The sequence below is a fragment of the Micromonospora sp. MA102 genome (assembly GCF_025460765.1).
Taxonomy (GTDB): Bacteria; Actinomycetota; Actinomycetes; order Mycobacteriales; family Micromonosporaceae; genus Micromonospora; species Micromonospora halotolerans.
Map to the genome: position 1 here is coordinate 140,211 of NZ_JAMWEG010000015.1, position 15,582 is coordinate 155,792.

Genomic DNA, 15,582 nt, shown 5'->3' on the forward strand with positions numbered 1-15,582 from the left:
AGGTCAGGTGGCGTCGATCGTGCCGGTGAGGAGCAGGCAGATGACCAGGGAGCCGAGCGCCACCCGGTAGAGGACGAACAGGTACAGGGTGTGGTGCGCGACGTAGCGCAGCAGCCAGGCGATGGCCGCGTACCCGATGCCGAAGGCGATCACCGTGGCGACGACCATCTGCGCCACGCTCGGCGCGGCGGTGCCCGGAGCGGACGGCTCGAAGACGTCCGGGATGCTGAACACGCCGGAGATCACCACGGCCGGGATGGCGAGCAGGAACGAGTAGCGCGCCGCCGTCTCCCGGGTGAGGTTGAGCAGCAGGCCGGCGGTGAGCGTGCCGCCGGAGCGGGAGACACCGGGGACCAGCGCGGCGGCCTGGGCGAAGCCCATGATGACGCCGTCGCGCATCCGGAAGTTCTCCAGCGTGCGGGTCTGCCGCCCCCAGTACTCGGCGAAGGCGAGCACGATCGCGCCGAGGATCAGCGTGGTGGAGACCAGCCGCAGGTCGCGGCCGGCGGTGCGGATCTGGTCCTTGAACAGCAGCCCGAAGATGCCGATCGGGATGGTGCCGACGATGACGTACCAGCCCATGCGGTAGTCGAGGCTGGAGCGCACCGAGCTGTCGAACAGGCCGAGCACCCAGGTCCGGACGATCCGCCAGATGTCCTTGAAGAAGTAGATGAGCACCGCCGCCTCGGTGCCCAGCTGGGTCACCGCGGTGAACGACGCCCCGGCGTCCCGGTCGAAGAAGATCGCCGAGGTGATCCGCAGGTGTCCGGAGGACGAGACCGGCAGGAATTCCGTGAGCCCCTGGACGATGCCCAGGACGATGGCCTCGACCCAGGTCACTCGCCGACTCCGGAGAGGTCCAGCGCCTCGGCGACGGTGCGCAGCGTCTGCACCCCGCTGTCCCGGTCCGCCACGAACAGGGTGACCGACAGGGTGGTCACGCCGGCGGCCGCGTACTCCCGCATCCGCTCGGCGATGCGCTCCTTCGGGCCGAGCAGCGAGGTGCGGTCGATGAACTCCATGGGGACCGCGGCGGCCGCGTCGCGCTGCCGCTTGGCCAGGTAGAGGTCCTGCACCTCGCGGGCGGCGTCGCCGTAGCCCATCCGGGTGGCGAGCTGGTTGTAGAAGTTCTGCTGCCGGCTGCCCATGCCGCCGACGTAGAGGGCCGCGTACCAGCGGACCAGTTCGGCGCAGGTGGCGATGTCGTCGCCGACCACCACGGGCACCGACGGGACGACGTCGAAGCCGGCCAGTTCCTTGCCGGCCCGGGCCCGCCCGGCCCGCACCGAGGCGAGCTGCTCCTCAGCGAACTCCGGTGCGTAGAAGACGGCCAGCCAGCCGTCGGCGATCTCGCCGGCCAGCTCCAGGTTCTTCGGGCCGACGGCGGCCAGGTAGATCGGGATGTGCTCGCGCGGCGGGTGGAAGCCCAGCCGAAGCGCCTTGCCCGGACCGTCCGGCAGCGGCAGCGTGTAGTGCTCGCCGTCGTACGCGACCTCCTTGCGGGCCACGGCCAGCTTGACGATGTCGACGTACTCGCGGGTGCGGGCCAGGGGCTTGGCGAAGCGGACGCCGTGCCAGCCCTCGGAGACCTGCGGGCCGGAGACGCCCAGGCCGAGCCGGAACCGGCCGCCGGAGAGCGCGTCGATCGTCGCCGCGGTCATCGCGGTCATCGCCGGGGTGCGGGCGGGGATCTGCATCACCGCGGCGCCCACGTCGATCCGCTCGGTCTGGCCGGCCATCCAGGCCAGCATGCTCGGCGAATCGGAGCCGTAGGCCTCCGCGGCCCACACCACCGAGTAGCCGAGCCGATCCGCCTCCTGGGCCAGAGCCAGGTGGTCGGCGGGCGTGCTCCACGCCGTCTGGTATCCGAGGCTGAGCCCGAGTCGCACTGGTCCTCCCACCATCCGCACCACAGGTCGCATCAGGTTACGCAATGGGGGCGGTGCCGCGGATCACCGGCTCACCTCGAACACGTCACACCCGCCCGGCAGGTCGGGCAGGAAGTTGACTCCGGGCGAGGATATCCGTGACGGCGGGTTCGAAATAAGGTTCACCCATGCAACAGCGACCGCTCGGCCGAAGCGGGCTGGCGGTTTCGCGGCTCGCGCTCGGCACCATGACCTGGGGAAGGGACACCGATGCCGACGACGCGGCCGCCCAGCTGAAGAGTTACCTCGACGCGGGCGGCAACCTCGTGGACACCGCCGACGTGTACGCCGACGGCGACGCGGAGTCGGTGATCGGCTCCCTGCTGGGCAGCCTGGTGCCCCGCGAGGACCTGCTCATCGCCACCAAGGCGGGGCTGCGGCCGGGCAGCGGCCGCCGCCGGGACGGCTCCCGGGGGCATCTGCTGCGCACCCTGGAGGCCTCGCTGCGCCGGCTCGGCACCGACCACGTCGACCTCTGGCAGGTGCACGGGTACGACCCGGACACCCCGCTGGAGGAGACGCTCTCCGCGCTCGACCACGCGGTGTCCAGCGGTAAGGCCCGGTACGTCGGGGTGTCGAACTTCTCCGGCTGGCAGACCGCCCGGGCCGCCGCCTGGCAGGCCGCCTGGCCGGGGCGGGCCCCGGTGGTCGCCGCCCAGGTGGAGTACTCGCTGCTGGAGCGGGGCGTGGAGCGCGAGGTGCTGCCCGCCTGCGAGGCCATGGGGCTGGGCGTGCTGCCGTGGTCGCCGCTGGGTCGCGGGGTGCTCACCGGCAAGTACCGCAACGGCCGCCCGGCGGACTCGCGGGCCGTGTCGCCGCACTTCGAGCGCTTCGTCGGCACCTACCTGGAGCCGCGCTGCTCCAGCATCGTGGAGGCGGTCGCCATCGCGGCGGGCGGCCTGGGCGTGTCGCCGCTGGAGGTGGCGTTGGCGTGGGTCCGGGACCGGCCCGGTGTGACCGCGCCGATCCTCGGCGCCCGGACCGTGGGGCAGCTCCTCGGCGCGCTGCAGGTGGAGCGGATGACCCTGCCGGAGGAGATCGTCACGGCGCTGGACGACGTCTCGGCGGTGCCGGTGGGCTACCCGGAACGGGACGGCTGAGCCCCCGCCGGCCGGGCGTCGGTACGCGAAAGAGGCGACGCGGGTCACCCTCAGGGGGTGGCGGCGGGCTGCCGGGCTGGGCAGCATGGAAGCCATGGACTACGAATACGCGCCGCTGCGGTTGCCTTCGAATGTTGATCGGTTGACCGCCGCGGCGCAGCTGGCGATCCAGGCGGAGTTCTCCGGCTGGGAGCTGGCCCGGGTGCGGCTCTACCGGGACGGCACGCGGCAGGTCATGCTGCGCCGGCGCCGGGTGAACCAGCCGCAGCCGGGCCTCTCCTACTGACGGCTGCCGGGCGGGACCGTCCCCGGAGCCACCGTGCGGTGGCTCCGGGGGCGTCGCTGCCTAGTGGGCGTGGTCGTGCTCCTCGTCGAGCTCCAGGAACGGGTGCTCGTCGAGCCGGCCGACCAGCCGGTCGTCCGCGGCCGGCTGGAACGGGCCGACCGGGTCGTCGTCGTCGAACGCCTCCAGGTCGACCGGGGTACCGACCTCGCTGACCATGACCACGCCGTCGAGCGGCTCCAGCTCGGGCACGTCGAGGGCGGAGAGCGAGCCGTCGCCGCCCTGCAGCAGCTCCAGCACCGCCTCGCCGACTCCCTCGACCGGGGCCGGCTCGTCCTCCTCCGGGGTGCCCTCGCGGCGGGCCGCCTCGGCCGCCCGGATCAGCGCGGAGACGCTGGGGACGCGGTAGTCCCGCCGCTGCCGCACCGAGATCACCCGCGGGTGCGGGTCGGTCGCCTCGACGCCCTCGGCCCCGCCGAAGCGCTCGTCGGCCTCGTCCGGGTCGATCGACTCGACGTCCCACGGCGTCACCTCGCCGAACGCGTCGAGCAGCTGCTCGTCGTAGGCGAAGGAGGCGTTGTTCAAATTGACGTACGCCTGCCAGACGGCGTCGTCGTCGATCCGGCCCTGGGCGGCGCGGACGGCGGCCAGGTGGGCGCGGGCCGCGTCGATCACGCGCTCGAGGGCGGCGTCCAGCTCACCGTGCTGGTCGGTCATGTGAGGCAGTCCCTTCGCGATGGGGGAGGTTCCGCGCCGGCGGCGCGACGGGCACGGTCAGCAGCTGCGGAGAAAGCGGTCGAGAACCCGCACGCCGAACTGTAGTCCGTCCAGCGGAACCCGCTCGTCGATGCCATGGAACAGGCCGGAGAAATTGAGGTCGGCGGGCAGCCGGAGCGGCGCGAACCCGAAGCACCGGATGCCGAGCTGGGAGAACGCCTTGGCGTCCGTGCCGCCGGAGAGCATGTACGGCACCGGCAGGGCGCCCGGGTCCTCGGCGCGCAGCGCGGCGGACATGGCCTCGACCAGGTCGCCGTCGAAGGTGGTCTCCAGGGCCGGCTGGCGCTGGATGTACTCGATGGCGATGTCCGGGCCGACCAGCTCGCGCAGCTGCCGCTCCAGCACCTCGCTCTGCCCGGGCAGGCTGCGGCAGTCGATGGTGGCGGTGGCCCGGCCCGGGATGACGTTGTCCTTGTAGCCGGCGGTCAGCCGGGTCGGGTTGGCGGTGTTGCGGATGGTCGCGCCGATGATGTTGGCGATCGGGCCGAGCTTGGCGATCGCGGTCTCCGGGTCGTCCGGGTCGATCTCGATGCCGAGGACGTCGGAGATCTCGGCCAGGAACGCCCGTACGGTGTCGGTCATGACCACCGGGAAGCGGTGCCCGCCGATCCGGGCGACCGCCTCGGCGAGCGCGGTCACGGCGTTGTCGTCGTGCACCATCGAGCCGTGGCCGGGGCGGCCCTTGGCGTGCAGGCGCAGCCAGTCGATGCCCTTCTCGGCGGTCTCGATGAGGTAGAGCCGCCGCGACTCGTCCACCGAGTAGGAGAAGCCGCCGACCTCGCCGATGGCCTCGGTGCAGCCGTCGAAGAGGTGGCGGTGCCGCTGGGCGAGGAAGTGCGCGCCGTAGTCGCTGCCGGCCTCCTCGTCGGCGGTGAAGGCGAGCACGATGTCGCGGGACGGACGGACTCCGGCCCGCTGCCAGCCGCGGACCACGGCCAGCACCATCGCGTCGAAGTCCTTCATGTCGATGGCGCCGCGGCCCCACAGGTAGCCGTCGCGGATCTCGCCGGAGAACGGGTGCACCGACCACTCGTCCGGGTCGGCGGGCACCACGTCGAGGTGCCCGTGCACGAGCAGCGCGTCCCGGCCCGGGTCGGTGCCGCGGATCCGGGCGACCAGGTTGGCCCGGCCCGGCGCGGACTCAATCAGTTCCGCGTCGACGCCGACCTCGGCGAGCTTCTCGGCGACGTACTCCGCGGCCCGGCGCTCCCCGACGCTGGTGTCGTTGTCCCCGGTGTTGGTGGTGTCGATGCGCAGCAGGTCGCGGCAGAGGTCCACGACCTCGTCGGTGGGGTCCGGTCGGGCGGAGGCGGGGTCGCTCGTCATCGCTTCTTCATACCAGCACGGCCGGGCGGCCGGTCGCCCCCGGTCGGGGCGCGGTTTCGCGGATCGCGCGGGCGGGTACCGCCGGACCACCACACCCGTCGATCGGCTGTTCCGCGGCGCCAGACGCGCCGAGCCCGGATGGCCGTGGCCGCCAGCTCACGGAGGGCACCATGACCGTCCCCCTGCCGCCGTTGCCACCCACCGCCGACGACAACTACCGGCCGGGCGGGCGGAGCCTGGCCGACCTCGTGGACCGGGAGCACCGGATGCTGCTCGGGCTGGCCGAGCAGACCGGCGACGCGAGCCTCGACCCGGCGCGCCGCCGTGAGGTGCTGGACGTGCTGACGGCCGCGGTGTCCCGGCACGTCTCCGCCGAGGAGCAGTACCTCTTCCCGGCCGCCCGGGCCGCCGTCCCGGACAGCGCCGAACTGGTGGACCGGGAGATCGACGCGGACGCCGCCCTGCTGACCGCGCTGAAGGGACTGTCCGGGCCGGACGACCCGGCGGTGGCCGACGTCGCCGACCGGGTGCGCCGGCACGTCAGCCGGGTCGCCGCGCTGGTGACGCCGCTGCGCGAGGTGGCCAGCGACGCCGAGTTGATCCGGCTGGGCAACCGCTGGGAGATCGCCGAGGAGGCCGCGCCGACCCGGCCGCATCCGGGCACCCCGGCCACCCCGCCGTGGAACAAGATCGTCGAGCCGGCGGTGGGTGTGCTGGACAAGGTGCGCGATGTGGTCTCCGGGCGGCGGACCCGCCTCGCGGACCTGGAGCGCCACCGCGACGCCTGACGGCTGTCCCATACAGGTATACCGATGCCGTAAGACCCTTCCGCCCAGCCGCTGGGTGGTCCTACCGTCACGTTATGAATCTGGAGCTGCGACACCTGCGGGTGGTGTGCGCGATCGCGGAGACGGGGAGCGTCACGAAAGCGGCCTCCACGCTCGGCCTGGCCCAGCCGGCGCTGACCGCCCAGCTCCAACGCATCGAGCGGGCCCTGGGCGGGCCGCTGTTCGAGCGGGACCGCCGGGGCGCCCGGCCCACCGCGCTGGGTGAGCTGGTGCTGGACCGGGCCCGGGTGCTGCTGCCGGCCATGAAGGGCCTGCAGGACGAGGCGGCCCGCCTGGCCGGGGCGGGCGACGCGCTGAGACGGTACCGGTTCGGCGGGGTGAACAGCCCCATCCTCGGCCGGCTGGTGCACCGCCTCGCCGCCGAACGCCCCGACGTGCAGATCACCATGTACGCGTCGTGGTCGGTGGACGAGCTGGCCCAACTGGTGGCCGGCGGGCGGCTCGACTTCGCGCTCACCGGGGTGTGCGGCGACGCCACCCCGTCTGCGGAGTCCGGGCTGAGCTGGCGGGAGGTGGCCGTCGACCCGGTCTTCGTGCTCCTGCCGCAGACCCACCCGATGGCCGGCCGGGACGAGGTGCGCCTCGTCGACCTGCGCCGCGAGCAGTGGGTGGCCGCGCCGGGCGACGGTTGCTTCGGCGACTGTTTCGCCGCCGCCTGCGCCCGCGCCGGCTTCACCCCCCGCAAGGTCTACGAGGCGGACGTGCGGGGCTGCCTCGATCTGGTCGACGCCGGTGAGGCCGTGGCGCTGTGCCAGGCGACCTTCCGCCCGGTGGCCGGCCTGGTGACCCGCCGGCTCGCCGGGGCGCCGCTGCGCTGGCGACTGCTGCTCGGCTGGCACCCGGACGCCCCGGCGGCCCGGGTCGCCGAGCCGGTGCTGGAGGCGGCGGTGGCGGCGTACACCGACGCCCTGGCGAACCACCCGGACTACCTGGCCTGGCTGCTGTCCCACCCGGACTTCGGCGTGCAGTCGACCACCCCGAGCGGGGTGCGAACCGCCTGGCGCAGCAGCTCCCGCTCGTCGGCGTTGCCCCGGCTGGGCTTCTCCGCGCTGAGCGCCCGGATCCGCTCGATGGCGTCCCGCATCACGTCGATGTCCTCCGGCGTCAGGTCCACCTTGCGCTTGGTGAGCACCTGCAGGATCCGCCGCCCCGGTTCGGGCAGGTCCAGGTCCGGGTTCGGGCCGAACGCCTCCTCCCCCGAGCCGCGGGTGAGCAGCCACTGCCGGAGCTGCTCGGAGGGGACGTTCACCTCGGCGTGGAAGTCGTCCCAGATCACCTCGACCTCCGGATCGAGTCGCGCCTCGCGTACCATCACGCCTCCTCTCCCGACGGCGACCCGGACGGCGTCGGGTCGCCCTCACCCTTGTCGGTCTGCTGCCTCAAACCCTCCGGCGGCACCTTGACCCGGGCCGGGTTGGCCGTCGGCGGCGCCACGATGGGTTCGCTGGGTTCGGTGTCCTCCCGGGTCTCCTCGGGTTCGGTCATGTCCGCCCTCCGATCCGTCGGGTTTGGGGCGTCTTCCCTCATCGCGGATGGGACGTCGTCGCGGCGGTGTAGCCGCGGTCGGCGGCGCCCACGTCGATGGCGAGCTGGCCGTCCCGGGCGTCGACGGTGATCTGTTGGCCGGGCGAGATCTGGTTCTCCAGCAGCATCCGGGAGAGCCGGTTGTCGACCTCGCGCTGGATGACCCGGCGCAGCGGCCGGGCGCCGAACTCGGGCTGGTAGCCGTGCTCGGCCAGCCAGTCCACGCCGGCGGTGGTGAACTCGACGCGGATGTCCTGGGCGTGCAGCCGGCGGCGGGTCTCCTCCAGCAGCAGCCCGGTGATCTGGCGGAGCTGCTCGGCCTCCAGCCGCTGGAAGATGATGACCTCGTCGATGCGGTTGATGAACTCGGGCCGGAAGTTCTCCTGGAGGCGGCGCATGAGTCGCTCGCGCAGGTCGTTGGCCTCCTGCTCGCCGGGCTCCCCCGCGCCGAAGCCGACCGTGCGCTGGGTGCCGGTGATCAGCTCCGAACCGAGGTTGCTCGTCATGATCAGCACGGTGTTCTTGAAGTTGACCGTGCGCCCCTGGCTGTCGGTGAGCCGGCCGTCGTCGAGCACCTGGAGCAGGATGTTGAAGACGTCCGGGTGGGCCTTCTCGATCTCGTCGAGCAGCACCACCGCGTACGGGCGGCGGCGCACCGCCTCGGTGAGCTGGCCGGCCTCCTCGTAGCCGACGTAGCCGGGGGGCGCACCGACCAGCCGGCTGACCGTGTGCCGCTCCTGGAACTCGCTCATGTCGACCCGGACCATCCGGTCGGCCTCGCCGAACAGCGCCTCGGCGAGGGCCCGGCCCAGCTCGGTCTTGCCGACACCGGTGGGGCCGAGGAAGAGGAAGCTGCCCATCGGCCGGTTCGGGTCGGCCAGGCCGGTACGGGAGCGGCGCACCGCCTCGGCCACCGCGCTGACCGCCTCGTCCTGGCCGATCACCTTCTCGTGCAGGTGCCCCTCCAGGCGCAGCAGCCGGTCGCGTTCCTCCTCGGTGAGCTGGTTGACCGGGATGCCGGTGGCCCGGGAGACCACCTCGGCGATCTCCTTCGGCCCGACCTCGGGCACGTGGTTGGGTCCCTCGTCGCCCCGGGCGCGCCGCAGCTGGTCCTCCAGCTCGGCGGTGCGGTCACGCAGCTGGGTGGCCCGTTCGTACTGCTCGTCGGAGACGGCCTGTTCCTTGTCCCGGCGTACCTCGTCGAGCTGCTGCTCCAGGTCACGCACGTCGGCGGCGGGCGTGCGGGTGCGCAGCCGCACGCGGGCGCCGGCCTGGTCGATGAGGTCGATCGCCTTGTCCGGCAGGTAGCGGTCGGTGACGTACCGGTCGGAGAGCTCGGCGGCGGCGACCAGCGCCTCGTCGGTGAAGCGGACCTGGTGGTGCGCCTCGTAGCGGTCGCGCAGCCCGCGCAGGATGGCGACGGTGTCCTCGACGGTCGGCTCGGGGACCAGCACGGGCTGGAACCGGCGGGCCAGGGCGGCGTCCTTCTCGATGCTCTTGCGGTACTCGTCCAGCGTGGTCGCGCCGATCACCCGCAGCTCGCCGCGGGCCAGGGCGGGCTTGAGCATGTTGGACGCGTCCATGCCGCCCTCGCTGCCGGCGCCGCCCGCGCCGACCAGGGTGTGGATCTCGTCCAGGAAGACGATGAGCTCCTCGCGGTGGGCGCGGATCTCGTCGATCACCTTCTTGAGCCGCTCCTCGAAGTCGCCCCGGTAGCGGGTGCCGGCGACCAGGCTGGCCAGGTCGAGCTGGATGACCCGCTTGCCGAGCAGCGTCTGCGGGACGTCGCCGTCGCAGATCCGCTCGGCCAGCCCCTCCACGATGGCGGTCTTGCCGACGCCGGCCTCGCCGATCAGCACCGGGTTGTTCTTGGTGCGCCGGGACAGGATCTCCACGGCCTGCTCGATCTCGTCGGCCCGGCCGATCACCGGGTCGATCTGGTCCATCCGGGCCAGGTCGGTGAGGTCCTGGCCGTACTGGTCGAGGGTGGGGGTGCCGCGGTCCGGCTTCGGGCCGGTCATCGGGCCGCGCTCGGCGCTGGCCGCCTGGAGCGACTCGGGCTGGATGCGCCCGGCGGCGAGCATCCGGCCGGCCGGCGACTCCGGGTTGAGCGGGAGCGCCATGAGGATGTGCTCGGGGCCGATGTAGTTGGCGCCCATCGCCCGGGACAGCTGGTGGGCGTCGAGCAGCGCCCGCTTGGCGGCCGGGGTGAGCGACAGGTTCGGCGGGACCTCCCCCCGGGGGGCCCCGTCACCGCGCCCGCCGAGCGCGTTGACCAGCGCGTCCGGGTCGGCGCCGGCCCGGCGGACCAGGTCGCGCAGTGGCTCGCGCTGCAACGCCGCCCACAACAGGTGGTCGGTGTCCAGGTCGTTGCTGTGTTTCTGGGCCGCGCGGCGGGCCGCGTCGGCCAGCATCTCCCGCGCGTCGGCGGTCATGAGCCGGGTGATGTCGACCCGGTGCGCCGGCCGGCGTCCCCCCTCGCCCCGCCCGAAGTACCGGGCCAGGAACTCGTCCCACGGGTCGTTGCCGAAGTCACCGGGTCCCATCATCTCTCTCCTCCGCAGTCGGTTCGGCACGGCCGCCGGGGCGCGACATGGCGCGGCACGGTCGGCGGTGGCTACCCGGCGCTCGGCGCGACAAACGCGGACGGGTGGCACGCTGAGGGCATGGAGACCCGGCCCCTGCTCATCGTCGACGGCGCGAACGTCGTGGGCTCGCGCCCCGACGGCTGGTGGCGGGACCGGGCCGGGGCCGCCGCCCGGCTGCGCGACGCGCTGGTGCCCGTCGCCGAGGCGGGCCTGCCGCCGGAGCTGCCAGCGCCGGTGGAGGTGGTGCTCGTGGTGGAGGGCGCGGCCCGGGACGTTCCGGCGGTGCCCGGGTGCGCCGTGGTCTCCGCGCCGGGATCCGGCGACGACACGATCGTCGCGCTGGTCGCGGCCGCCCCGGACCGCCGGCGGGCGGTCGTCACCGCCGACCGGGAGCTGCGGTCCCGGGTCGGCGCGCTCGGCGCCGAGGTGTACGGCCCGCGCCGGGTGCCCCGCTGACGGCCTCCGGCGCGTCCCGTCAACGGGACCCGGGGTTACGCCGGCGGGACTCCCGGCACCCCGTGGAGGGCCTTTCCGCATGTCAGAGCGGCAATCGGACAGCCGGGCAGGAACACCGCGAGGGTGGATGTTCTCCCGCCCATCGGGATGGGTTGTAATGGAGATCTCCCCGCCCCCAGGAGGTCCCCCGTGGCGAGCGTCGCCGAGCTGAAGGCAGCCATCGATGTCGCTCTCCAACAGATAGGAGACGGGCAGACAGCGGTGCAGGCGGCCGGGGAGAAGCTGGCCGAGGCGCAGCAGACCCTCGCCGGCGCGCTGGAGGGCAGCGGCCACGAGACCGTCGAAGCGGCCCAGGCCTCGCTGACCCAGGCCAGCCAGGAGCTGGAGGAGTGTCTCGCCGCCACGCTGGTGGCGGTCGAGCAGGCGCAGCTCTACGTCGCGACCCTCTGAGGACCGGTCGTGTCCATCGTCGAGGACATCGGCGCGCAGGTCCGCGCCGCCGCCGAGGAACTGCCCCTGGCCCAGCTCGCCGGCGCGCTGGAGAAGTTCGGCCAGGCCACCGAGCGGCTGCGCTGGGTGCGCCAGGAGTCCGCCAACCCCATGGGGGTGCCGGAGCTGTCCGCCGCGACCGAGCACGCCGAGACCGCCGGCTACGCGCTGCGGGTGGCGCAGGAGCAGCTGTCGGCGTACCTGGCCGCCATCGGGCTGGCCGCCGACGGGGCGCCCGCGCCGAAGGCCGCGGACCGCCGGCCGAGGCACGGCGAGGGCCGGCCACCGGCCCCGGGCGCCGCCCCCGAACCCGACGAGCAGCCGGCGGTGCGCCGCTGGTGGGCGGTGCGGGTGGCGGAGCTGACCGGCGGCCGGGAGGGCGCACCGGACGAGCCGGACGAGCGGGTCGGGGACTCCCGCGAGCTGCTGCGCCGGGTGGTGACCGGGATCCGCGCCGGCGACCGGGACCGGCTGCACCGGGAGCTGCGCCGGGCGCACGCCGACGTCGGGCTGGGGCTGGCCGCGATCGCCCCGCCCATGCTGCGCGGCCTGGCCGGCGAGCTGCTCGGCCACCCGCCGCGCGCCGACGACCTGGGGCGGCTGCGCCGGGAGCTGGACGGGCGGGTCCGCGACCTGCTGCCCGGCCTTCCCCCACCGGTGCTGGACATCCTGCTCACCCGGGTCTGCCGGATGCCGCCACCGCGCCGCGCCGGCGACCAGGAGCAGCCGCACGCCGCCGACCCGGCCGTCACGGCCGGGGTGCTCACCGGGGTGCTGCTCGACCGGCTCGGCCGCGACCTGCCGAAGGACACCGACGACCGGGAGCCGTCCCGTGGCTGACGTCCGCGCGCAACTGGTGACGCGGGTCCGGGGAATGCTCTCCGAGGCCCTGGGCGCCACCCGGAACCGGCTCGCCGCCGCCGACGCCGACCTGGCCGCCGGCCGGGACCGGCTGGCCCGGGTGCGGCGGGCCGCCGCGGCCGTGCCCGAGCGGGTGGGCGCGGCGCGCGACCACCGGCTCGCCGAGATCGACGCCCGGCACGCCGCCCGGATCGCCGAGCTGGCCCGCCGGGCCGCCGCCGCGGCCGGTCGGGAGGCGCCGGGGGCGGCGTCCGCGCCCTGGGACGACTGGCGGGCCACCCCCGCCGGGCGGGCCGAGCCACCCGGCGCGGTCCGGGTCGGCACGGTCCGCATCTCCGGCGCCGAGCCGGTCCCGGCGCTGGTCCCACTGCTCGACGCCGGGCACGTGCACCTCGCCGGCAGCGACCGGGAGGGCGTCGCCGCGGTCGTGCCCGCGCTGCTGCTGCGCTCGGTCGGCCGGGCCGACCCCGGCGCGGTCCGGCTCTTCGGGTACGACCCGGAGCACCTGGGCGGCGGGCTGGCCGGGTTCGCCCCGCTCGGCACCGCCGGGCTGCTCACCTTCGTCGGCCCCGGCGGCCTGGGCCGGCTCCTCGACGACCTGGTGGAGCAGATCCGCCGGATCAACGAGACCGTGCTGGCCGGCGAGTACGCGTCGCTGCGCGAACTGGCCGCCGCGACCGGCCGGCGTCCGGAGCCGTGGCGGGTGGCGGTGCTGCTCGGCGGCGACGAGCTGTCCCGGCACGAGCGCGGCCAACTGGACCGGGTGGTGCGCACCGGGGCGGCGTGCGGCGTGCACCTGGTCGTCCGCGGGATCGACCTGCCCGACGGCCCGACCGTCACCCGGGTGGTGGTCGACCCGGACGACGCCCGGATCGGGGGCCTGGCGGTGGCGCTCGACGCCCCGCCACCGGCCGGGCTGGTCACCGAGACCTGCCGCGAGGTGGCCTCCCGGGTCAACGCCGGTCCGCCGCCGGCGCCCTTCACCGACCTGCTCCCCCCGCCCGGCGCGTACTGGCGGGAGGACTCGGCGCACGGGCTGACCGCGCCGATCGGCGAGGGCCCGCACGGGCGGCCGGTGCTGCTCACCCTCGGCGACTACCCGCCGCACGCGCTCATCGGCGGCCCGTCCGGCACCGGCAAGACCAATCTGATCTTCGCGTGGATCGGCGCGCTCGCCGCCCGCTACTCCCCCGCCGAGCTGGAGTTCTACCTGCTCGACTTCAAGGAGGGGGTGTCCTTCGCCCGGTTCGCTCAGGGCCGGCGGGACCCGAGCTGGCTGCCGCACATGCGGCTGGTCGGGATCAACGTGAACACCGACCGGGAGTTCGGGCTGGCGCTGCTGCGCTTCCTCGCCGAGGAGCTGCGCCGCCGGGCCGACGCCGCGAAGAAGCACGAGGTCACCAAGCTTGCCGAGTTGCGCGCCGTGGACCCGACCGGGCACTGGCCGCGCATCGTGGCGGTGGTCGACGAGTTCCAGGCGCTGCTCGCCGGCCGGGACGTGGTCGCCCGGGAGGCCGCCGACCTGCTGGAGGACCTGGCCCGGCGGGGCCGCTCGCAGGGCATCCACCTGGTCCTCGCCTCCCAGGACGTGCGCGGTATCGAGGCGCTGTGGGGGCGGCCCGCCCTGGTCGCCCAGTTCACCCTGCGCATCGCGCTGCCCAAGGCGCTGCGGATCCTGGCCGAACGCAACGACGCCGCGCAGTCGCTGCCCCGGCACCACGCCGTGGTCAACGCCGAGTCCGGCCTGGCCGAGGGCAACGAGGTGGCCCGCATCCCGTCGGCCGGTGACTGGGAGACGTGGAGCCAGCTCCAGCACCGGTTGTGGCGGATGCGCCCGCAGGACGCCGCCCCGGCCCGCCTCTTCGACGGTGACGCGATCCCGAGGCTGACCGAGGCGCCCGACTTCCGGGCGCTCACCGCCCCCGAGCAGGGGGTGCCGCGCAGCCCGGTGGCGCTGCTCGGCGAGATCATCGACGTGCAGTCCCGCTCGGCGGCGCTGCGCCTGCCCCGGGCCCCCGGGCGGAACCTGGCCGTGCTCGGCACCCGGGTCGACGAGGCGTGCGCGGTGCTCGACGCCGCCGCCCGCTCCCTGGCGCGGCAGTACCGGCCCGGCGCCGCCCGGTTCTCCATCGCCTGCCTCGACCCGGACGCCGACCCGGCCGCCCGCGCCCTCTACGAGGACCTGGCCGACGACGCGGCCTGGTACGACGAGGAGACGGTGCCCGAGCTGATGGCCGAGGTCGGCGACGCCCTCGGCGCCCCGGGCACCCCGAGCACCCCGCACTTCCTGCTGCTGTACGCGGTGGACGCGGCCGCCGGGCAGCTCGCCGGGAAGGCCGGCGCGCGGACCGGGCTGGAGCAGCTGCGCCGGATCCTGCACGACGGGCCGGAGCGGCGTACCCACGTGCTGGCCTGGTGGCGCGGCGTGGCCCGGATGCGGGTCGACCTGGGCGGGCCGGCGGCGCGCACCGACCAGATCGGTGCCTGGGTGGCGCTCGACGTGCAAGGCGCCGAGCTGGGCTCCTCGCTCTATCCGGGCACCGGCGGCCCGGACTGGTACCCCCGCCCGTGGCGGGGCCTCTACTTCGACCGGGCGGTGCACCGCACCGGACAGGTGATCATCCCTTATGGTCCGTCCCGATGAACGAGCCGGTTGCCAGTGACACGTACGTCGCCCACCTCCGCCGCCTTGCCGACCTGACCGCCCGGGTGGCCGCCCAGCGCGCCGAGGCGCACGACTGGTACGCGCAGCAGATCGCCGCCGCCGACCGCGCGGTGGCCGACGCCGCCGCGCAGGTGCGGCAGGCCGAGGCGGAGGTGGCCGAGGCGCAGCGGATGGTGGAGCGGGTGGACACCGAGGCCGCCCACCTGTGGGGGCAGCTCCGGGAGCGGATCGGCGCCGGCGGCCGGCGGCTGGGTGACCCGCCCGGGCCGGCCCGCGACGCCACCGGCGACCCGGTGCCGCTGCTGCGCGGCGTGCGCGAGCTGCTGGACCGCACCCGGCAGCCGGGCGAGCTGCCCGGCTCGGTGAATCCGCTGCTGGTGGGCTGCGGCATCGGCGGCGCGCTGGTGGCGTACGCCCTGGGCGAGGGCGCGCGGGCGCTGGGCGCCGGTTCCGGTGGGGACCTGGCCGTCGGCATGCCGGTGCTGGCCCTGGTCGTGACGCTGCTCGGCCCGCTGGTCGGGCTGGCACCGGCCCGGCTGCTCGCCGACCGCCGCCACGCCGTGCTGACCCCCCGCCCGATCCTGCTGGTAGCGGCCGCCGGCCTGGCCACCACGGCCCTCCTGCTAACCCTGACCGCCACCCGCTAACCCCCACCCCCGCCTGCCGCCGCAGGAGTCGGCGTTGATCATGAAGTTAGCGGTGCCGCCGACGGCGTGTCGCGCCGCTAACTTCATGAT

The 15,582-nt window shown here is 74.6% G+C and carries 14 protein-coding genes and 1 pseudogene; 9 read left to right on the top strand and 6 right to left on the bottom strand.

Going from position 1 to position 15,582, the window contains the following annotated elements; all coding sequences use genetic code 11:
* Window positions 1–3: 3 nt before the first annotated feature.
* Together NFX44_RS25585 and NFX44_RS25590 are read right to left on the bottom strand one after the other, a co-directional pair.
* Complete coding sequence (locus NFX44_RS25585; RefSeq protein WP_262286148.1) at window positions 4–840, bottom strand: undecaprenyl-diphosphate phosphatase; 837 nt, start codon at window positions 838–840, stop codon at window positions 4–6.
* A complete protein-coding gene (locus tag NFX44_RS25590) occupies window positions 837–1,889 on the bottom strand; it encodes an LLM class F420-dependent oxidoreductase (protein WP_151464363.1) in 1,053 nt (350 codons plus the stop codon). Before NFX44_RS25590 ends, NFX44_RS25585 begins: the two co-directional genes overlap by 4 nt.
* Before the next feature lie 167 nt (window positions 1,890–2,056).
* On the opposite strand from NFX44_RS25590, the gene NFX44_RS25595 reads away from it, so the two are divergent.
* A complete protein-coding gene (locus tag NFX44_RS25595) occupies window positions 2,057–3,028 on the top strand; it encodes an aldo/keto reductase (protein WP_262286149.1) in 972 nt (323 codons plus the stop codon).
* Window positions 3,029–3,122: 94 nt separating this feature from the next.
* Window positions 3,123–3,314 (top strand): DUF5703 family protein, encoded by a 192-nt coding sequence (locus NFX44_RS25600; RefSeq protein WP_091265978.1) that lies wholly within the window; start codon window positions 3,123–3,125, stop codon window positions 3,312–3,314.
* Between the two features lie 60 nt (window positions 3,315–3,374).
* Here the strand turns inward: NFX44_RS25600 and NFX44_RS25605 are convergent, their stop codons facing one another.
* Together NFX44_RS25605 and NFX44_RS25610 are read right to left on the bottom strand one after the other, a co-directional pair.
* Window positions 3,375–4,028: a hypothetical protein gene (locus tag NFX44_RS25605; RefSeq protein WP_262286150.1), complete on the bottom strand. Its 654-nt coding sequence runs from the start codon at window positions 4,026–4,028 to the stop codon at window positions 3,375–3,377.
* Window positions 4,029–4,085: 57 nt separating this feature from the next.
* The gene (locus NFX44_RS25610) at window positions 4,086–5,414 is read right to left on the bottom strand and encodes a M20/M25/M40 family metallo-hydrolase (RefSeq protein WP_262286151.1); all 1,329 of its coding nucleotides are present in this window, start codon (window positions 5,412–5,414) and stop codon (window positions 4,086–4,088) included.
* Window positions 5,415–5,584: 170 nt separating this feature from the next.
* Between NFX44_RS25610 and NFX44_RS25615 the strand changes: the two genes are divergently transcribed.
* Window positions 5,585–6,202, top strand: a complete 618-nt coding sequence (locus NFX44_RS25615) for a hemerythrin domain-containing protein (protein ID WP_262286152.1) — start codon at window positions 5,585–5,587, stop codon at window positions 6,200–6,202.
* A gap of 74 nt (window positions 6,203–6,276) precedes the next feature.
* A pseudogene (locus tag NFX44_RS25620) lies at window positions 6,277–7,260 on the top strand (LysR family transcriptional regulator); the annotation flags it as partial.
* Here the strand turns inward: NFX44_RS25620 and NFX44_RS25625 are convergent.
* Both NFX44_RS25625 and NFX44_RS25630 read right to left on the bottom strand, forming a co-directional pair.
* Window positions 7,188–7,574 carry a DUF3140 domain-containing protein gene (locus tag NFX44_RS25625; RefSeq protein ID WP_262286162.1) on the bottom strand — a complete coding sequence of 129 codons (387 nt, stop codon included), beginning with the start codon at window positions 7,572–7,574 and terminating at the stop codon, window positions 7,188–7,190. The pseudogene NFX44_RS25620 and the gene NFX44_RS25625 overlap by 73 nt on opposite strands.
* Before the next feature lie 211 nt (window positions 7,575–7,785).
* On the bottom strand, window positions 7,786–10,335 hold the full coding sequence (locus NFX44_RS25630) for an ATP-dependent Clp protease ATP-binding subunit (RefSeq protein WP_262286153.1): 2,550 nt from the start codon (window positions 10,333–10,335) through the stop codon (window positions 7,786–7,788).
* A 117-nt stretch (window positions 10,336–10,452) separates the two neighbouring features.
* On the opposite strand from NFX44_RS25630, the gene NFX44_RS25635 reads away from it, so the two are divergent.
* The 5 genes from NFX44_RS25635 (at window position 10,453) to NFX44_RS25655 (ending at window position 15,492) form a co-directional block, all read left to right on the top strand.
* Window positions 10,453–10,830, top strand: a complete 378-nt coding sequence (locus NFX44_RS25635) for a hypothetical protein (protein WP_262286154.1) — start codon at window positions 10,453–10,455, stop codon at window positions 10,828–10,830.
* Between the two features lie 189 nt (window positions 10,831–11,019).
* A complete protein-coding gene (locus tag NFX44_RS25640) occupies window positions 11,020–11,280 on the top strand; it encodes a hypothetical protein (RefSeq protein ID WP_030504016.1) in 261 nt (86 codons plus the stop codon).
* Between the two features lie 9 nt (window positions 11,281–11,289).
* On the top strand, window positions 11,290–12,159 hold the full coding sequence (locus tag NFX44_RS25645; protein ID WP_262286155.1) for a hypothetical protein: 870 nt from the start codon (window positions 11,290–11,292) through the stop codon (window positions 12,157–12,159).
* Window positions 12,152–14,824: an FtsK/SpoIIIE domain-containing protein gene (locus NFX44_RS25650; protein WP_262286156.1), complete on the top strand. Its 2,673-nt coding sequence runs from the start codon at window positions 12,152–12,154 to the stop codon at window positions 14,822–14,824. The genes NFX44_RS25645 and NFX44_RS25650 overlap by 8 nt, the downstream gene beginning before the upstream one ends.
* On the top strand, window positions 14,821–15,492 hold the full coding sequence (locus tag NFX44_RS25655; RefSeq protein WP_262286157.1) for a hypothetical protein: 672 nt from the start codon (window positions 14,821–14,823) through the stop codon (window positions 15,490–15,492). The genes NFX44_RS25650 and NFX44_RS25655 overlap by 4 nt, the downstream gene beginning before the upstream one ends.
* Window positions 15,493–15,582 lie beyond the last annotated feature (90 nt).

Coding starts and splice junctions, on each gene's coding strand:
- NFX44_RS25625 (WP_262286162.1), bottom strand. CDS start 7,574: ATGGTACGCGAGGCGCGACTCGATCCGGAGGTCGAGGTGATCTGGGAC.
- NFX44_RS25635 (WP_262286154.1), top strand. CDS start 10,453: ATGGAGACCCGGCCCCTGCTCATCGTCGACGGCGCGAACGTCGTGGGC.
- NFX44_RS25630 (WP_262286153.1), bottom strand. CDS start 10,335: ATGATGGGACCCGGTGACTTCGGCAACGACCCGTGGGACGAGTTCCTG.
- NFX44_RS25605 (WP_262286150.1), bottom strand. CDS start 4,028: ATGACCGACCAGCACGGTGAGCTGGACGCCGCCCTCGAGCGCGTGATC.
- NFX44_RS25595 (WP_262286149.1), top strand. CDS start 2,057: ATGCAACAGCGACCGCTCGGCCGAAGCGGGCTGGCGGTTTCGCGGCTC.
- NFX44_RS25600 (WP_091265978.1), top strand. CDS start 3,123: ATGGACTACGAATACGCGCCGCTGCGGTTGCCTTCGAATGTTGATCGG.
- NFX44_RS25610 (WP_262286151.1), bottom strand. CDS start 5,414: ATGACGAGCGACCCCGCCTCCGCCCGACCGGACCCCACCGACGAGGTC.
- NFX44_RS25655 (WP_262286157.1), top strand. CDS start 14,821: ATGAACGAGCCGGTTGCCAGTGACACGTACGTCGCCCACCTCCGCCGC.
- NFX44_RS25615 (WP_262286152.1), top strand. CDS start 5,585: ATGACCGTCCCCCTGCCGCCGTTGCCACCCACCGCCGACGACAACTAC.